The sequence below is a fragment of the Kitasatospora sp. NPDC087315 genome, assembly GCF_044744345.1.
GTDB lineage: Bacteria > Actinomycetota > Actinomycetes > Streptomycetales > Streptomycetaceae > Kitasatospora.
Genome location: NZ_JBIUYD010000001.1, coordinates 277571 through 293128 on the forward strand (window position 1 = coordinate 277571; position 15558 = coordinate 293128).

General features: G+C 74.9%; 16 protein-coding genes. 6 read left to right on the forward strand and 10 right to left on the reverse strand.

The window, feature by feature from the left end:
- Positions 1–142: 142 nt before the first annotated feature.
- Genes ACIO5D_RS01165 through ACIO5D_RS01175 form a run of 3 tightly spaced genes read right to left on the reverse strand, consistent with a single transcriptional unit; the run spans position 143 to position 1816 of the window.
- The gene (locus tag ACIO5D_RS01165; protein ID WP_363606192.1) at positions 143–574 is read right to left on the reverse strand and encodes a PPOX class F420-dependent oxidoreductase; all 432 of its coding nucleotides are present in this window, start codon (positions 572–574) and stop codon (positions 143–145) included.
- A 17-nt stretch (positions 575–591) separates the two neighbouring features.
- A complete protein-coding gene (locus ACIO5D_RS01170) occupies positions 592–966 on the reverse strand; it encodes a hypothetical protein (protein ID WP_400793530.1) in 375 nt (124 codons plus the stop codon).
- 58 nt (positions 967–1024) lie between these two features.
- Positions 1025–1816: a sulfite exporter TauE/SafE family protein gene (locus tag ACIO5D_RS01175; RefSeq protein WP_363606189.1), complete on the reverse strand. Its 792-nt coding sequence runs from the start codon at positions 1814–1816 to the stop codon at positions 1025–1027.
- A gap of 568 nt (positions 1817–2384) precedes the next feature.
- On the opposite strand from ACIO5D_RS01175, the gene ACIO5D_RS01180 reads away from it, so the two are divergent.
- From ACIO5D_RS01180 to ACIO5D_RS01190, 3 genes are all read left to right on the forward strand, one after another.
- On the forward strand, positions 2385–3770 hold the full coding sequence (locus tag ACIO5D_RS01180) for a rhodanese-like domain-containing protein (protein ID WP_400793532.1): 1386 nt from the start codon (positions 2385–2387) through the stop codon (positions 3768–3770).
- Between the two features lie 94 nt (positions 3771–3864).
- A complete protein-coding gene (locus tag ACIO5D_RS01185; protein ID WP_400793534.1) occupies positions 3865–4449 on the forward strand; it encodes a rhodanese-like domain-containing protein in 585 nt (194 codons plus the stop codon).
- A gap of 155 nt (positions 4450–4604) precedes the next feature.
- Positions 4605–5030, forward strand: a complete 426-nt coding sequence (locus ACIO5D_RS01190; protein WP_363606185.1) for a DUF2809 domain-containing protein — start codon at positions 4605–4607, stop codon at positions 5028–5030.
- 79 nt (positions 5031–5109) lie between these two features.
- Here ACIO5D_RS01190 and ACIO5D_RS01195 read toward each other — a convergent pair whose 3' ends face one another.
- Entirely contained in the window at positions 5110–5568 is a 459-nt protein-coding gene (locus ACIO5D_RS01195) for a helix-turn-helix domain-containing protein (RefSeq protein WP_363606183.1), read from the reverse strand.
- Between the two features lie 65 nt (positions 5569–5633).
- Here ACIO5D_RS01195 and ACIO5D_RS01200 point away from each other — a divergent pair, with 65 nt between their 5' ends.
- Positions 5634–6872 carry an MFS transporter gene (locus ACIO5D_RS01200; RefSeq protein ID WP_400793536.1) on the forward strand — a complete coding sequence of 413 codons (1239 nt, stop codon included), beginning with the start codon at positions 5634–5636 and terminating at the stop codon, positions 6870–6872.
- 61 nt (positions 6873–6933) lie between these two features.
- Here ACIO5D_RS01200 and ACIO5D_RS01205 read toward each other — a convergent pair whose 3' ends face one another.
- Positions 6934–7716, reverse strand: coding sequence for an SGNH/GDSL hydrolase family protein (locus ACIO5D_RS01205; RefSeq protein WP_363606180.1), 783 nt, complete (start codon positions 7714–7716; stop codon positions 6934–6936).
- Between the two features lie 333 nt (positions 7717–8049).
- Here ACIO5D_RS01205 and ddaH point away from each other — a divergent pair, with 333 nt between their 5' ends.
- Complete coding sequence (gene ddaH, locus ACIO5D_RS01210) at positions 8050–8877, forward strand: dimethylargininase (RefSeq protein WP_363606179.1); 828 nt, start codon at positions 8050–8052, stop codon at positions 8875–8877.
- Here the strand turns inward: ddaH and ACIO5D_RS01215 are convergent.
- The 5 genes from ACIO5D_RS01215 to ACIO5D_RS01235 form a co-directional block, all read right to left on the reverse strand.
- Complete coding sequence (locus ACIO5D_RS01215; protein ID WP_400651869.1) at positions 8864–9505, reverse strand: lactate utilization protein C; 642 nt, start codon at positions 9503–9505, stop codon at positions 8864–8866. The two genes, ddaH and ACIO5D_RS01215, sit on opposite strands and share 14 nt — an antisense overlap.
- A gap of 32 nt (positions 9506–9537) precedes the next feature.
- The gene (locus ACIO5D_RS01220; RefSeq protein WP_400651733.1) at positions 9538–10986 is read right to left on the reverse strand and encodes a lactate utilization protein B; all 1449 of its coding nucleotides are present in this window, start codon (positions 10984–10986) and stop codon (positions 9538–9540) included.
- Positions 10983–11744 carry a (Fe-S)-binding protein gene (locus ACIO5D_RS01225; protein WP_400793537.1) on the reverse strand — a complete coding sequence of 254 codons (762 nt, stop codon included), beginning with the start codon at positions 11742–11744 and terminating at the stop codon, positions 10983–10985. Before ACIO5D_RS01225 ends, ACIO5D_RS01220 begins: the two co-directional genes overlap by 4 nt.
- A gap of 95 nt (positions 11745–11839) precedes the next feature.
- Positions 11840–13051: a globin domain-containing protein gene (locus tag ACIO5D_RS01230; RefSeq protein ID WP_400793539.1), complete on the reverse strand. Its 1212-nt coding sequence runs from the start codon at positions 13049–13051 to the stop codon at positions 11840–11842.
- Positions 13052–13156: 105 nt separating this feature from the next.
- Positions 13157–13603: an RrF2 family transcriptional regulator gene (locus tag ACIO5D_RS01235; protein ID WP_400793541.1), complete on the reverse strand. Its 447-nt coding sequence runs from the start codon at positions 13601–13603 to the stop codon at positions 13157–13159.
- A gap of 176 nt (positions 13604–13779) precedes the next feature.
- Between ACIO5D_RS01235 and ACIO5D_RS01240 the strand changes: the two genes are divergently transcribed.
- The gene (locus ACIO5D_RS01240) at positions 13780–15549 is read left to right on the forward strand and encodes a hypothetical protein (RefSeq protein WP_400793543.1); all 1770 of its coding nucleotides are present in this window, start codon (positions 13780–13782) and stop codon (positions 15547–15549) included.
- Positions 15550–15558: the final 9 nt, after the last annotated feature.

Consider the following 15558-nt stretch of genomic DNA (forward strand, 5'->3'; position numbering starts at 1 on the left):
CGGGTGCCCGGTGACGGTTCCGGCCCGACGGGCGGTACGGGACTCGGCGCTACGGGCCCTGCCGGTCCGGGTTCCGCCGGTTCGGGGAGGGGCGGGCCGCTGCCCCCGCGGTGGTGTCCGCGCGGGGGCGGCGTCCGTCGGGTCAGCCGATTCTGGCGCCGTACACGTGGTCGACCGGGATGGTGATCAGCACCCGGCGGTCGGACACCATCACCGACCGGTACTCGTCCCAGTCGGGGTGCTCCCCGGCGGCGGCCCGGTAGTAGTCCACCAGCGCCTCGACCTCCGGTCCGTCGGGCTCGGTCCCCGGCCCGGTGAGCCTCGCGACGCCCTCGGCGGTGGCCCAGGACCTGCCGTCGGGGCTGGTCACCTCCAGCGCGGCCCGTGGGTCCCGGCGCAGGTTGGCCGTCTTGGCCCTCCCCTCGGTCGTGGAGACGTGGATGACGTTCGCCGCCCGGTCGTAGAAGGGCAGGACGGGGGAGAGCTGCGGCCGTCCGTCCGCCCTGATCGTGGCCAGGACGCCGAGCCGGCTCTCTTCGAGCAGCGTGTGCGGGTTGAACGGTGTGGCGGTCATGGCAGCATCATCGGGGCTCACACCGGTGTGAAGGTCAAGGGGAAGCCGGTGTGTCGGCCCAGGGCCCGTCGGACGACCGCACGCCGCCGGCTCGCCCCGGGCCAGCCCGTGATGAGCACGGGTCTGCGGCCGAACCGGTCGGCCCAGGCGCCGGCCGCCAGGTTGGTGACGGCCTTCGTCGCGCCGAACGCGGCGATGCAGGTGAGGGCCGCGGTGCAGGCGGACAGGTGGAAGACGTCCCTCGCGAGCAGCGGCAGGACGGTGCGCTCCTGGCCGGGCATGCCGCCGACGAGTGCGTTGACCGCGACGAGCAGGGTGAACTGCGGGAGGTTGGCGCGGAGCCCGAGCCGGACGGTGCCGGTGTGGGGGGCGGGGGCCGCGGTGGCGGTCATGGCTCTCCTGCGGGAGGTTTCGGGGGGCGACAGTGGTGCGCCGCGGGTACGGCCGGCGTCAGCGCCACAGGGCGTCGGCGACCATCAGGGCGGCGACGGCCAGAAGCGCGACGGCGAACGCCTTCTGGAGGGTGCGGCCGCTGAGACGGTCGGCCAGCCGCTTGCCGTCCCAGGCGCCGAGCACGGCGGTGGCGGTGAACGGCCCGATGACCGCCCAGTCGACGCTGCCGGCCGAGCCGAGCCGGGGCAGCAGTGCCGCCGTGGCGTTGGCACTGATCACCAGCAGGCTGGTGCCGATGGCCTCCGCCATGGTGAACGCCAGCGCGGAGACCAGGGCGGGTACGGCGAGGAAGCCTCCGCCGACGCCCAGCAGCCCGGTGACCGCGCCCAGGCCCGCGCCGGTCGCGGCGGGACGTACGGCGCCGGTGGGACGCGCGGCGCCGACGGTCGGTGTCGGCCCGGCGTCGGCCGGTTCCGGTTCGGCGGGCTTGCGGGCGTCCGCGAGCATGCGCCAGGCCGCGAGCGCGGCCAGGGCGGCGAAGGCGGCGGTGAGCAGGGCGGCGGGCAGGTTCGCGGAGAGCGCGCCACCCGCCGCAGCGGCGGGAAGCCCGGCGGCGGCGAACAGGGCGCCGGTGCGCCAGCGCACCCGGCCGGCGCGGGCGTGGGCGAGCAGGCCGGTCAGCGAGGTGACCGCGACGATCACCAGGCTGGCGGTGGTGGCGTGGGCGGGGGTGAAGCCGAGCAGGTAGATCAGCGCGGGGACGGCGAGCATGCTGCCGCCGCCGCCCAGTCCGCCGAGGGCCAGGCCGACGACGGCGCCGGCGACGAGGGCGAGCACGAGCGTGGTCATATGACCGGCCCCCTTGAGACGGTCCTGCCGTGGGTGTCCGCGGTGGCTGCCGACGGGAGGGAGGGGAGTGCGGGGGAACGCGGCATGGGTGTCCTCCGGATCGTGTGATGGGGGGGTGGATGCCGTGAGCGGCATCTCGGCGTTGATACCGGCGGGGGTATTCGCTCTTCACAGGGTATACCCCCACCCGTATGATCCTCCCCGGCCTCCGCTCCGGGCCCGTCCGCAGTCCCGGCCGCATCCGCGCAGGGCCTCGGATATGCCCTAGGGGGTATTTGACGAGCGGGTGGCCGCTGCCTTACGTTCGAGGGGAAGATACCTGCTGGGGTATTCGGAGGTGCGACATGGCCCGTGAACCAGGCCTGGAGGCCTTCGCCGCGGCGCGGCCCGGCGGCGGATTCGCCGCCGGCCCCCGTCCGCGCCGCACCTGACCCGACGCCGCACCCGGCCCGGCGCACTCCGCCCGGGCCCGCGCCCGGCCACCGGCCTGTTCGCCGGCCCGTCCGCCGGCCGCGACCGACCGTCCACATACCCGACCGGGTATGAAGCCCTTGTTCTGGAGGTTCCCGTGTTCTTCGCCCAGTACTACCTCGACTGCCTCTCCCAGGCGTCCTACCTGATCGCCGACGAGTCCACCGGCAAGGCCGTCGTCGTCGACCCGCGCCGCGACGTCTCGGAGTACGTCGCCGACGCCGAGGCGCACGGCTTCACCATCGAGGCGGTCGTCAACACCCACTTCCACGCGGACTTCCTGGCCGGTCACCTGGAGCTGGCCGCCCGCACCGGTGCCTGGATCGGCTACGGGCGGCGGGCCGAGACCGAGTACCCGATCCGCAGGCTCGCCGACGGCGAGCGGATCAGCCTGGGCGAGGTGACGCTGGAGGTCATGGAGACCCCGGGCCACACCCCCGAGTCGATCAGCATCCTGGTCCGCGAGCACGCCGGCGACGAGATCCCCTACGGCGTGCTCACCGGTGACGCCTTGTTCATCGGCGACGTCGGCCGCCCCGACCTGCTCGCCTCCGTGGGCGTGACCGCCGAGGAGCTCGGCCGGATGCTGTACGACAGTGTCCAGCGCAAGCTCATGGCGCTGCCGGACGAGGTGCGGGTCTTCCCCGCGCACGGCGCCGGCTCGTCCTGCGGCAAGAACCTCTCCACCGAGCGCCAGTCCAGCATCGGCGCCCAGCGCGCCACCAACTACGCCTGCGCGCCGATGGGCGAGGACGAGTTCGTCGCCATCGTCACCGCCGGCCAGTCCGCCGCGCCGGGCTACTTCGGCTACGACGCCGCCCTCAACCGCCAGGACCACCCGCTGTTCGACCCGTCGGCGGCCGTCCGGCCGCTGCCCGTCGAGGAGTTCCTCGCCCTGCGCGAGGACGGCGCCGTCGTCGTCGACGCCCGCGACCCGCAGGAGTTCGGCGCCGGCCACCTGCGCGAGGCGATCAACGTCCCCGCCGACGGGCGCTTCGCCGAGCAGGCCGGCGCCGTCCTGTCGCCCGAGGACCGGATCGTGGTCGTCGCGCCGCAGGACCGCGAGGCGGAGGTCGTCACCCGTCTCGCCCGGATCGGCTTCGACCGGGTCGCCGGCTACCTGCGCGACCCCGAGACCGCCCTGGCCGCCCTGGCCGACGACGTCGCCCCGGCCGGCCGCCTGACCGCCGACCAGTTGCGCACCGCGCTCGCCGGTGAGCGGCCCCCGGTCGTCCTGGACGTGCGCACCTGCGGCGAGCGCGCGGCCGGCTTCATCGACGGCTCCCTGCACATCGCGCTCAACGAGCTGCCCGCCCGTCTGGACGAGCTCCCCACCGACCGCCCGGTGGTCCTGCACTGCGCGGGCGGGCACCGCTCCTCCATCGCCGCCAGCCTGCTGCGCCACCACGGCTTCACCGACGTCTCCGACATCCTGGGCGGCTACGGCGCCTGGGAGGTGCTGACCGCCCCGGCGGTGGCCTGACCGCGACCCGGCATCCCAGGCCCGCATCCCCCCCGGCCCGCATCCGACGCGGCCGGACCGACACCCCAGCCCGACACCACGGAGGACCTCTCCCATGACCACCACCACCCGCACCCCCGCCGCACTCACCGCGGCCGCACTGCGCGAACTCACCAAGGACGGCGGCGGCCCACGGCTGCTGGACGTCCGCACCCCCGGCGAGTTCCGCACCGTCCACATCCCCGGCGCCTGCAACGTCCCCCTCGACACGCTGCGCGAGCACCGCGCCGAACTCCTGCACCACCTCGACGAGGACGTCGTCCTGATCTGCCGCTCGGGCGCCCGCGCCACGCAGGCCGGGCAGGCCCTCGCCGAAGCCGGCCTCGCGAACCTGCGCGTGCTCGACGGCGGAATGACCGCCTGGGAGGCGACCGGCGGCCCGGTCAACCGCGGCCCGGCCCGCTGGGAACTGGAGCGCCAGGTCCGGCTCGTCGCCGGAACCATCGTCGCGGCCTCCGGCCTGGTGGGTCTGGCGGTGCCCGGCCTGCACCTGGTCGGTACCGTCGTTGGCGCGGGCCTGGTCTTCGCCGCGCTCACCAACAGCTGCGCCATGGGCACGATGCTCTCCAGGCTCCCGTACAACCGCGGGCCGCGGGTGGACGCCCGTACCGTCATCGCCGGTCTGCGCGAGCGCCCGTGACCTTGTGTCACCACCGGCAGCGCCCTGTTCGGCCGCTGCCGGTGGTGGCGTCCCCCGCCCCCGGGATGTACGGCGCCGAGGAGCCCCCTGCCCGCTGTTCCCGCGGTCGGCGCAGCGCCCCGAGCGGGACAGGGCCGCGCTGTAAGGTGGGCCGGATGGACGGTCTTCGGGGGAGCCGGGGCGTGCGGGCGGCCGCCGGCGCGGCCGCGGTGCTGACGGTGGCGGCCGGGCTCGGGGTGCGGGCGGTGGCGGGCGGCGAGGTCGCCAAGTACGCCGGGGACGCGCTGTACACGGTGCTGGTGTACGCCCTGGTGGTGCTCGCCGCGCCGCGGCTGCGGCCGGTGCGCGCGGGCGCGTGGGCGGCCGGTCTGAGCTGGGCGGTCGAGTTCTTCCAACTCACCGGTGTGCCGGACGATCTGGGCCACCGCAGTGCGCTCGCCCGGCTGGTGCTCGGCTCCACGTTCAACCCGCCGGACCTGGCCTGGTACCTGGTCGGCGCCGTGCTCGCCGGCGCGGCGCACACCGGCCTCGGCGCGGTGCGCGCGCCGTCGGCGAACCGCCGGCCGGCGCGAACGCGCTGAAGCCCGCGCACACCGGCCTGCCCCTCGACCCCCTCGACCCCCTCGACCCGCCCGGCCGGTCGCCCGCGTGGGCGGCCGCTCATCCGTCCCCCGGCGGCACCTTCCGCACCAGGGTGTCCGCCGGGGCGAGCGGGCGGCCGTCGGCGGCGTGCACCGCGAGCGGGCCCAGCGGGCGGTCGTCCCGGCGGTCGAGGAGTTCGGAGTGGGGCTCGTCGGGGTCGAAGAAGTGGCGCTCGCCCCACTGCCGGAGGGCGACGACGACGGGGAAGAGGTCCTCGCCCTTGGGGGTGAGGACGTACTCGCGGTAGGCGCTGCCGTCGGAGGCGGGGACGACGGCGAGCACGCCGCCGTCGACCAGGGCCCGCAGCCGGGCGCTGAGGATGTTCTTGGCCACGCCGAGGCTGCGCTGGAACTCGCCGAACCGCCGGCTGCCGTCGAAGGCGTCGCGCACGATCAGCAGGGACCACCAGTCGCCGATCGCGTCGACCGAGCGGGCGACCGGGCACGAACTGTCGTCGAAGCGGGTCCGTTTCACCATGGCTGCCTCCCGGCGCTCGCCCTTCCTGGTTGCAACATGCTACCGCAGCGGGCTACCGTGCGGCCATGAAGGTAGCAACTTGCAACCAGAGTCCGCCGCGGGCGCTGCCCCGGCACCTCACCCTGCTGTTCGCCCTCGCCTGCGGGGTCGCGGTGGCCAACGTGTACTTCGCCCAGCCCCTGCTGGTCGCCATCGCCGACGAACTCGCCATCGGCCGGGCCGCGGTGGGCGCCGTGGTGACCCTGACCCAGGTCGGCTACGGCCTGGGCCTGATCCTGCTGGTACCGCTCGGCGACCTGCTGGAACGCCGCCGCCTGGTCACCGCGCAGGCCGTGCTGCTGGCGCTCGCGCTGACCGTGGTGGCCACGGCCGGCAGCGCGCCCGTCCTGCTGGCCGGCCTCGCGGGCGTCGGGCTGCTCGCGGTGCTGACGCAGTCCCTGGTGGCGTTCGCCTCGGTGCTCGCCCCGGACGGCGAACGCGGGCGGGTGGTGGGCCTGGTGACCAGCGGTGTGGTCGTCGGCATCCTGCTGGCCCGGACGGTCGCCGGTCTGCTGGCCGGCCTCGCGGGGTGGCGGTCGGTGTACGCGTTCTCGGCCGTGCTCTCGCTGCTCGTCGCCGGGGCGCTGCGCCGTGCCCTGCCGCGCACCCTCCCGCGGCCGGACGCGGCCGGTTACCGGCCGGCGCTCCGCGCGCTCGTCCGGCTGCCGCTGCGCGAACCCGTCTTCCGGCGGCGGGGGTTGATCACCATGCTGGTGTTCGCGTCCTTCAGCACGCTGTGGAGCTGCGTCGCGCTGCCGCTGAGCGAGGAGCCGCTGTCGATGTCGCCCGCCGCGATCGGCGCGTTCGGCCTGGTCGGCGCGGCGGGCGCGCTGGCCGCGGCCCCGGCCGGACGGCTGTACGACCGGGGGCGCGGCCAGTGGACGGTCGGTCTCGGTCTCGGCCTGCTGGCGCTCTCCTGGCTGCCGCTGGCGCTCACCCGGCAGTCGCTCTGGGCGCTGGCGCTCGGCGCGATCCTGCTGGACCTCGCGGTGCAGGCCGTCCACGTCACCAACCAGACCATGGTGCTCGCCCTGGACCCGGCCGCCGGAGGCCGGCTGATCGGCGGCTACATGGCGTTCTACTCGGTCGGCAGCGCGGTCGGTGCCATCGCCTCCACGGCGGTGTACGCGGCGGCCGGCTGGCCGGGTGTCTGCCTGCTCGGCGCGGCGTTCAGCCTGCTCGCGCTCGCCGCCTGGTCCTGGACGCTGCGGCCCCGTGCCCGATCTGCCGATTCGAGCGGAGGGGCCGCCGCGCCGGGGTGCTGAAGGGCGCCCGAACGGGCGGCCGGCCGGGTGCCGCAAGGGTGGTCCGCGGCCCGACGGTCCGTCAGAGGGGGAGCAGTTCCGGTCGCTTCGCCTCGACGTGGTCGCCGGAGGACTCGCCGCGCAGCCGTCGGCCGACCCACGGCAGCAGGTACTCGCGGGCCCACTGGATGTTCTCCCGGCGCTGTTCGGCGGGGGACTGCGCGGGCACCGTCGGCCAGGGCGCCTCCGGGTCCTGCTCGGTACGCAGCCCCAGCGAGCGGGCGGCCAGCAGGGCGACCCGCTGGTGCCCCTCGCCGGACAGGTGCAGCCGGTCCTCGCTCCAGGCCCGGCGGTCCTGCACGGCGCGCAGCGACCAGAGGTCGGCGACCTCGCAGCCGTTGCGGTCGGCGACGGCCCGCATGTGGCCGTTGTAGGTGGCGATCTTGCCTCGCAGGTGCTTCAGCAGCGGCACGCCCCGGGTGTCGAAGCCGGTGCAGATCAGCACCGTACCGGCGGAGGCGGCGAGTTGGACCACGGCCGCCTCGAAGCGCTCGGCCACCTCGTCGGGGTCGCTGCCCGGGCGCAGGATGTCGTTGCCGCCCGCGCAGAAGGTGACCAGGTCGGGCTGGATCCGGCGGACCTGCGGCACCTGCTCGGCCGTGATCTGGTCCAGCAGCCGGCCGCGCACCGCGAGGTTGGCGTAGCGGAACCCGCCCGGCGGCCGCCCTTCGGCGAGCAGGCCGGCGAGCCGGTCGGCCCAGCCGGCGAAGGCGCCGTCGGCGCCGGGGTCGTTCAGCCCCTCGGTGAAGCTGTCGCCGAGGGCGGCGTACGAACTGAGGTCAAGGGTCTCCTGGAGGTTCGGCATGAAGGAGATAGTTCACTGTCTCAAGTGACCTACGCCACCGTAGGTGGCCCGTCGCGGTACGTGAGATCGGCCACGTGGGCGCGGAGGGCGGTCCGGTCGGCTTCGCGGCGGTGCGCTGGTAGGCGGCGGTGCGCTGGTAGCGGGTCTCCCGCGGCGGTCCACCCAGCGCGCCCCCGCACCCCGTGCGCCGGGGGCCGCGCCGGTGCGCTGGGGGCTTGCGCCCGCCGGGGGTGTCCGCGTGTGCGTGCGAACGGCCCGGCCTGGGCAGCCCGCCCTCTGGACCGTACTTCCGTACGAACGTCCTCCCGCACTCCGGACGGCGGAGGCTGCCGTATGCCGAACCGAACCCCCGACCGCACCGCCCGGCCGCGGCGCTATCTGATGTGCCGCCCGACGTACTTCACCGTCGGCTACGCGATCAACCCGTGGATGGACCCGGCGCGGCCGACCGACACCGCGCTGGCCGTGCGCCAGTGGGAGCGGCTGTACGCGCTGTACCGCGAACTCGGCCACACCGTCGAGCTGATCGACCCGCTGCCCGGCCTGCCCGACATGGTCTACGCCGCCAACGGCGCCACCGTGCTGGGCGGCCGGGCGCTGGTCGCCACCTTCCGGCACCCCGAGCGGGCCGGCGAGTCGGACGCCTACCACGCCTGGTTCCGGGCCCGCGGCTACCGGGAGGTGCGCCGTGCCGGGTACGTCAACGAGGGCGAGGGCGACCACCTGGTGGCCGGCCGCCTGGTGCTGGCCGGGACGGGTTTTCGCACCGACCGTGCCGCGCACGCCGAGGCCGGCGCGATGTTCGGCGTCCCGGTGCTCAGCCTGACCCTGGTGGATCCGCGCTTCTACCACCTGGACACCGCGCTCGCCGTGCTCGACGACGACCACATCATGTACTACCCCGGGGCCTTCGCCCCCGACAGTCGGGCCGCGCTGCGCGCGCTCTTCCCGGACGCGATCCTCGCCGACCGCGCGGACGCCGAGGTGTTCGGTCTCAACGCCGTCTCGGACGGCCGCCGGGTGCTGCTGCCGGAGGCCGCCGGGAGTCTGGCCGCCCGGCTGGCCGGGCACGGCTACGAGCCCGTCCCGGTGGACCTCTCCGAACTGCTCAAGGGCGGTGGCGGTGCCAAGTGCTGCACCCTGGAGCTCAGGCCGGAGTGACCAGCACGACCTCCAGGGTGCGCGGGCCGTGCACGCCCTCCACCCGGTCGAGTTCGATGTCGCTGGTGGCGGACGGGCCGGAGATCCAGGTCTGCGGCCGGGCCGGGTCGAGGCGCGGGAGCGCCCGGGGGACGGACGGGACGACCTGCCCGGGCGCCAGGACGACGCAGATGTGGTGGTCGGGGACGAGGGTGAGCAGCCGTCGGCCCTGGGCGGGGCCGGCGTCCAGGACCAGCGTGCCGGTCTCGGCGATCGCCAGGGCGCAGCCGGTGACCACGCTGTCCACGGTGTCGAGGCGGGCGGCGGTGAGGGTGCCGTCGTCCGGCAGCGGCCGTGCGGTGGTGGCGGAGAGCCAGGACGGCGGCAGGCCGGGCGGGGCGGCGACGGTCCGGGAGCCGCGCGCGGTGAGCAGCTCCGCGATCAGCGCCGGGAGCCGGTCGGTGGTGCAGCGGTGGACCAGGGCACGGTAGTCGGCCAGGTTGTGGTGCAGCAGGTCGAGCAGCGCCGCCGGGTCGTCCTCCGGGGTGTGGCTGCTCAGATAGTCGCGGGGCAGCGGCTGTTCGGGCGGCGGGGCGGGCTCGCCCAGTGCGGCACGGATCCGGCCGAGGATCAGCTCGCGGGAGTTCAAAGGTCCTCCGGTGGGCAGGGGTTCTCCGACGGTCACGGGCGGTTCCTCCGCCACCAGTCGCGGAAGGGTTCGGCGGGCAGCTCCGGCAGATCCCGGGTGTCGGTCCAGGCCCGGCCGGGCCCCGGCATCCGGCGCGGGTGCAGCCGGCGGGTGCGGGAGGCCAGCCGCTCGGCCGCCGCGAGCGCCGCCGGGTGGTCCAGCACGTACCCGGCGGCGGTCATCGCCGCCCGTTCCAGCCGGTGCCCGCCCTGTTCGGCGACCCGTTCGCGCAGATGCACCAGCACCTCGGGGATGTCGATCGCCACCGGGCAGACCTCGTAGCAGGCCCCGCAGAGCGAGGAGGCGTACGGCAGCGAGGCGTCCAGTTCGCTCGCGGTGCCGCGCAGTTGGGGCGTCAGGATGGCGCCGATCGGCCCCGGGTACACCGAGCCGTACGCGTGGCCGCCGGCCCGCTCGTACACCGGGCAGACGTTGAGGCAGGCCGAGCAGCGGATGCAGCGCAGTGCCTGGCGGCCGACCTGGTCGGCGAGCGCCGCCGTCCGGCCGTTGTCGAGCAGCACGAGGTGGACGTCGGACGGCCCGTCGCCGTCCGTGGTGCCGGTCCACAGCGAGGTGTACGGGTTCATCCGCTCGGCGGTGGACGACCGGGGCAGCAGCTGGAGGAAGACCTCCAGGTCCCGCCAGGTGGGCACCACCTTCTCGATCCCGACCACCGAGATCAGCGTGTCCGGCAGGGTGAGGCACATCCGGCCGTTGCCCTCGGACTCCACGACCACCAGCGTGCCCGTCTCGGCGACCATGAAGTTGGCCCCGGAGACCGCCACCCGGGCGCGGAGGAACTTCTCCCGCAGGTGCAGCCGGGCGGCCTCGGCCAGCTCGGCGGGGGAGTCGGTGAGGCCCTCGGGCGCGGGCCGGCCCCAGGCGGCCATCCGGTCGGCGAAGATCTCCCGGATCTCGGAGCGGTTGCGGTGGATCGCCGGGACGAGGATGTGCGAGGGCCGGTCGTCGCCCAACTGCACGATCAGCTCGGCGAGATCGGTCTCGTACGCGGTGATGCCCGCGGCGGCCAGCGCCTCGTTCAGCCCGATCTCCTGGGTGGCCATCGACTTGACCTTGACCACCTCGCGCTCGCCGGTCGCGCGGACCAGCCCGGTCACGATCCGGTTGGCCTCGTCGGCGTCGGCGGCCCAGTGCACGGTGCCGCCCGCCGCCGTCACCGCCTCCTCCAACTGGACCAGGTAGCGGTCGAGATGGCGCAGTGTGTGGTCCTTGACGGCCTTGCCCGCGGCGCGCAGCTGAGCCCAGTCGGCGAGTTCGGCGACGGCGCGGGCCCGTTTGTCGCGGATGGTGTGGGTGGCGTGCCGCAGGTTGGCGCGCAACCGCTCGTCCCGGACGGCGCGGGCGGCGGCCTGCGGGAAGGCGGGCATGCCGAGGAAGGTCCTGTCACCGGTGCCTCCGGCGGTGCTGCGGGCGCTGTTCATGCGGGCCTCCACGGGTGCTCCTCGGTGCTCGCCAGGATCTCGGCCAGGTGCAGCGGGCGCAGCGCGTCGCCGCGCCGGCGCAGCGTCCCGCCGAGATGGAGCAGACAGGAGTTGTCGGCTCCGCAGAGGACGTCGGCGCCGGTGCCGAGGGCGTGCCGCAGCTTGTCCTCGGCCATCGCCGCCGAGACCGCCGCGTTCTTCACCGCGAAGGTGCCGCCGAAGCCGCAGCACTCGTCCGCGCCCGGCAGCTCCACCAGCTCCAGTCCCTTGACGGCCCGTAGCAGCCGGGTGGGCCGCTCGCCCAGCCCCAGCATCCGCAGCCCGTGGCAGGACGGGTGGTAGGTCACCGTGTGCGGGAAGTACGCGCCGACGTCCTCGACGCCCAGGACGTCCGTCAGGAACTCGGTCAGCTCCACCACCCGCGGGGCCAACGAGGTCGCGATGTCGGCGAGTTCGGTACCGCGCCCCTCGGTGGCCGCCTTGGCGCCGATCCGGGGGTAGCTGTCGCGGACCATCGCCACGCAGGAGCCGGACGGCGTCACCACGTGGTCGTAGCCGGCGAACGCCCGGGCCGTCCGCCGCACCAGCGGCTCGCAGGCCCGCCGGTAGCCGGTGTTGAACTGCGGCTGCCCGCAACAGCTCTGCTCCGGCGGGAAGTCGACGTCGACGCCGAGCCGTTCCAGCAGCCGGACGGTGGCGATCGCCGTGGATGGGTACAGCGCGTCGTTGACGCAGGTGGCGAAGAGCGCGACACGCATCGGTCCTCCCGACTGGTCCGCGGGGGCCGCCTGGCCGGCCCGCCCGTGATCGTACCGAGCGGACCGGCCTGGCGGCGGCTTCCACGCCGGGGGGATCAGGCGTCCTGGCCGAGCCAGAGGTCCGGGCCGAACACCTCGTAGTGGATGTCCGCGGCCGGCACGCCCGCCGTGAGCAGCTGCGCCCGGACCGAGCGGAGGAAGGGCAGCGGCCCGCAGAGGTAGGCGGTGGTACCGGCCGGGACCGCGACCGTCGAGAGGTCGACCAGGCCGGTGCGCTCGGCGGGCCAGTCGCCGAGCGGCCGCTCGTAGAAGACGTGGGCGGTGGCGTCCGGCAGCTTGGCGGTGAGCTGGGCGAGGTCGGCGCGGAAGGCGTGCGAGAGCTGGTCGCGGTCGCCGTGGACGGAGACCACGCGCCGGGTCGAGCCGGTCGCGGCGAGGTGGGCGAGCATCGCGGTCATCGGGGTGTTGCCGATGCCCGCGGAGGCGAGCAGCACCGGCCCGTCGCCGTCGGCCGGCGCGACGTCGCCGAGCGGCGGGGTGAGCTCGATCGTCGTGCCGGCGTGCAGGTGCGCGTACAGGTGGTGGGAGACCTCGCCGTCCGGCGCGCCCGCGGTCCCGGCGGCGGCCCGCTTGACCGAGAACTGGAGGGCACCGTCCGGGCTGCCGGAGAGGCTGTACTGGCGGATCTGCCGGGCGCCGTCCGCCAGCACCGTCCGCACCGACACGTACTGGCCGGGGCGCGAGGGCGGCACCGGTCCGCCGTCCGCCGGGCGGACCAGGTACGTCGTCACCTCGTCGGTCTCCTGGTAGCGGGCGACCACCGTGTACGGGCGCCAGAGGCCGTCCTGGCCGTCCTGGCCGAGGGCGGTCTCGGCGCGCAGCCGGTCCTCGACGGCGATCAGCGCGTTGGCCATCAGCCAGTAGACCTCGTCCCAGGCGGCGGCGACCTCGGGGGTGACGGCCTCGCCGAGCACGTCGACGATGGCGGCGAACAGGTGCTCGTGGACGATCCGGTACTGGTCGTTGGTGATGCCCACCGAGACGTGCTTGTGCGCGATCCGGGCGAGCATCGCGTCCGGCCGCTGGTCGGGGTGGGCGATCAGGGCCGAGGCGAACGCGGCTATCGAGCCGGCCAGCGCCTGCCGCTGGCTGCCGTTGGCCTGGTTGCCCCGGTTGAACAGGTCGCGCAGCAGCTCCGGGTGGGCCGCGAACATCCGGTCGTAGAAGAGCGGCGTGATGTCGCCGATCGCACCGCCCACGACGGGCAGGGTGGCTTCGACGACCTCGGCGGACTTGGCGGACAGCATGGGGCTCGCTCCAAATTGGTATCTAAGAGTCGCATTTTAGGGCGTGCGGATGCACGGCCCGGGGTCTGCGGGTTCAGGGGGCTTCGGGCGGGATCGGGTCCGGGTTCAGGTGTGATCGGGTCTGCGGGAGAGGCTGAGCAGCAACGGTCCGGTCGGCGCGGTGACCAGGTCGTCGATGGAGAGCGGGTCGAGCGCCGCGAAGAACGCCTCCTGCGCCCCGCGCAGCGCGCCGCGCAACCGGCAGGCCGCCCGCAGCGGGCAGGGTGGCTCGTCCTCGCAGCCGACCACGTCGCCGACCCCCTCCAGCTCGCGCAGGAGCGGTCCGAGCGAACCGGTCCGCCCGGCGGGGGTGAGCACCAGGCCCCCGCCGCGCCCGCGCCGCGCCTCCACCACACCGAGGTGCTGCAGCCGGCTGACCACCTTGGCGGCGTGGGTGTACGGCACGCCCACCGCCTCGGCCACCTCGCGGGTGGTCGGGTTGGCGCCCTCGTCGAGGACGGCCAGCCGCATGGCGATGCGGAGGGCGATGTCGGTGCTCTTGGTCAGCCTCACGTTCGAAAGGCTAGCGAATGCGACTCTCAGACTCCAATTTTCTGCACACCGCTCGGCGCGCCCCGCCCGGCGGTGCCGAACCGTTACCGCCGAAGCGGTACCGGAAGCTGTCCATGCCGCGCCCCAACTGCTTTACTGTTCCGTCTTGTTGGCATGTCTTCTCCTCGGGGGACGCAATGGACGACAGGGTGCCGCCACCGCCGCTCTACCCGCCGCGACCACCCGGCAGCCCGCCCCGCGACCTCTGGGCGACGCTCGCGGCGACGCCGGAGAACCTGCACAACCAGGCCGGCCCCGTCCCGGGCGACGCGACCCGCTACCTCTGCGCGGCGGCCTGGCTGGACCGCGGCTTCCGTGCCGAGGTGATCGAGGAACTGGTCGAGCAGTCCTTCCGGATTCCGGCCCCCTCCCCGGGCGCCGACCTGGTCCGGGTGCTGCACGAGGCGCTCACCGCCCGGCGCTGGGAGGCCTGGACCGGCGCGGCCTGCCTCGCCGTCCTCGCCGCCGGGTTCCCGCTCTTCGGCCCCGAGGCGGGGATCACGGCCGCGGTGGCGGCGCTGGTCCTCGGCGCGGCCGGCGGGTTCGGCGCGGACCGGATGGACCACCGGCTCGGGCTCTCGCTGGAGCGCCTGACCGTCGCCCGCGCCCCGCGCCGCCCCGGTCGCGGGCGCGCCAAGGGCGGCCTCTCCGGCACGCTCACCTTCCTCGTGGCGCTGTCCGCGCTCGCCGTGGCCTTCACCTACCTCCGGGACCAGGCCGGACGGCTGGACCCGGACACGGTGGCCAGGGCCGGGTACGCGGTCGCCGAACTGGTCCTGCTCTGGCTGATCGCGGCCGGGCTGCGCCTCGCGATCCGGCGCCGGCTCGCCGGACCGGTGATGCGCCCGGCGGGCCCGCCCCCGCAGCCGAACGGGAAGCGGGCCGCCTGGCTGTACCAGCGGCTGCGCGAACAGCAGAGCGGGCCGGAACTGCTCTACCGCCGCCGGGCGCCGCTGGTCGGCCTGGGCCTGCCGGGCCCGATCTGGCGGATGACGTTCGAACTGCAGCCCTCGGCCGCGCGGGTGGCCGAAGGGCGGCCGGCCGAGCCGATCGACGCCTCGGCCCTCTACCGGGCGGTCGCCGCGCGGGTCCGGGCGCTGGCCGAGGACACCCGCTACCCGGAGGACCCGCTGCGCGGGCTCTCGGTCACCGACCGGGTGTTCCGGCCCAGCCTGCGCGTCGACGATCCCCGGCACTGGCGCGGCCGGATGTCCGCCCACGCCGGCGACCGGATCCTGCTCGAACCGGCCTGGGCGGACCTGCTGAGCCGCTCCGGCCACGAGCGGCTGCGGCACTACCTGGCGATCAGGGTCGGCTCCTGGCAGGAGGAGGTGGTGGTCACCGTGCTGGTGCGCGCCACCACCCGGGGCGGGCTGCTCTACCTGGAATGGCTGCCGTACGTCCTGCCCCCGGTGGACCCGGCGTACCACGTGATCGACGCGCTCGGACGGCACTCCGGGCCCGCCGACGCCGCCAACGCGCTCGGCTGGGCCGCGCGCCGGCTGGGTGGCGACATCGCCGTCGCGGTCGGCCAGTTGGGCGAGGTGTGGTCCTCGCGCGGGCGTGCCGCGAGCCTGGCGCGACGTTACAGGCAGGTCACCTCCACGGGCTACGCCGTCGACTACGCGCCGAGGCTGAGCGTGCGCGAACTGGGCTCGGCGGCCGAGTACCAGAACATCTTCCAGTCGCACGACGTGCAGCGGTTCCTGGGCACCGTCACCCAGCGGGTCTTCAGCGCGGTGGGGGAGGAGCTGCGGGCGCGCGGCTACGACAGTGCCGCCTTCGAGAAGCAGTCGCAGAGCATCACCAACATCAACAACGGCGTCGTGGTCAGCGGCAGCACCGTGAACGGCCCGGTGGCCGGCGGTGCCGGGTCGTCGGTGCACCTCGAAGTCCCGAAGAGCTGAGACGGGGAA

Coding starts and splice junctions, on each gene's coding strand:
- ACIO5D_RS01165 (WP_363606192.1), bottom strand. CDS start 574: ATGACCGCCACACCGTTCAACCCGCACACGCTGCTCGAAGAGAGCCGG.
- ACIO5D_RS01170 (WP_400793530.1), bottom strand. CDS start 966: ATGACCGCCACCGCGGCCCCCGCCCCCCACACCGGCACCGTCCGGCTC.
- ACIO5D_RS01175 (WP_363606189.1), bottom strand. CDS start 1,816: ATGACCACGCTCGTGCTCGCCCTCGTCGCCGGCGCCGTCGTCGGCCTG.
- ACIO5D_RS01185 (WP_400793534.1), top strand. CDS start 3,865: ATGACCACCACCACCCGCACCCCCGCCGCACTCACCGCGGCCGCACTG.
- ACIO5D_RS01190 (WP_363606185.1), top strand. CDS start 4,605: ATGGACGGTCTTCGGGGGAGCCGGGGCGTGCGGGCGGCCGCCGGCGCG.
- ACIO5D_RS01195 (WP_363606183.1), bottom strand. CDS start 5,568: ATGGTGAAACGGACCCGCTTCGACGACAGTTCGTGCCCGGTCGCCCGC.
- ACIO5D_RS01200 (WP_400793536.1), top strand. CDS start 5,634: ATGAAGGTAGCAACTTGCAACCAGAGTCCGCCGCGGGCGCTGCCCCGG.
- ACIO5D_RS01205 (WP_363606180.1), bottom strand. CDS start 7,716: ATGCCGAACCTCCAGGAGACCCTTGACCTCAGTTCGTACGCCGCCCTC.
- ddaH (WP_363606179.1), top strand. CDS start 8,050: ATGCCGAACCGAACCCCCGACCGCACCGCCCGGCCGCGGCGCTATCTG.
- ACIO5D_RS01220 (WP_400651733.1), bottom strand. CDS start 10,986: ATGAACAGCGCCCGCAGCACCGCCGGAGGCACCGGTGACAGGACCTTC.
- ACIO5D_RS01225 (WP_400793537.1), bottom strand. CDS start 11,744: ATGCGTGTCGCGCTCTTCGCCACCTGCGTCAACGACGCGCTGTACCCA.
- ACIO5D_RS01230 (WP_400793539.1), bottom strand. CDS start 13,051: ATGCTGTCCGCCAAGTCCGCCGAGGTCGTCGAAGCCACCCTGCCCGTC.
- ACIO5D_RS01240 (WP_400793543.1), top strand. CDS start 13,780: ATGGACGACAGGGTGCCGCCACCGCCGCTCTACCCGCCGCGACCACCC.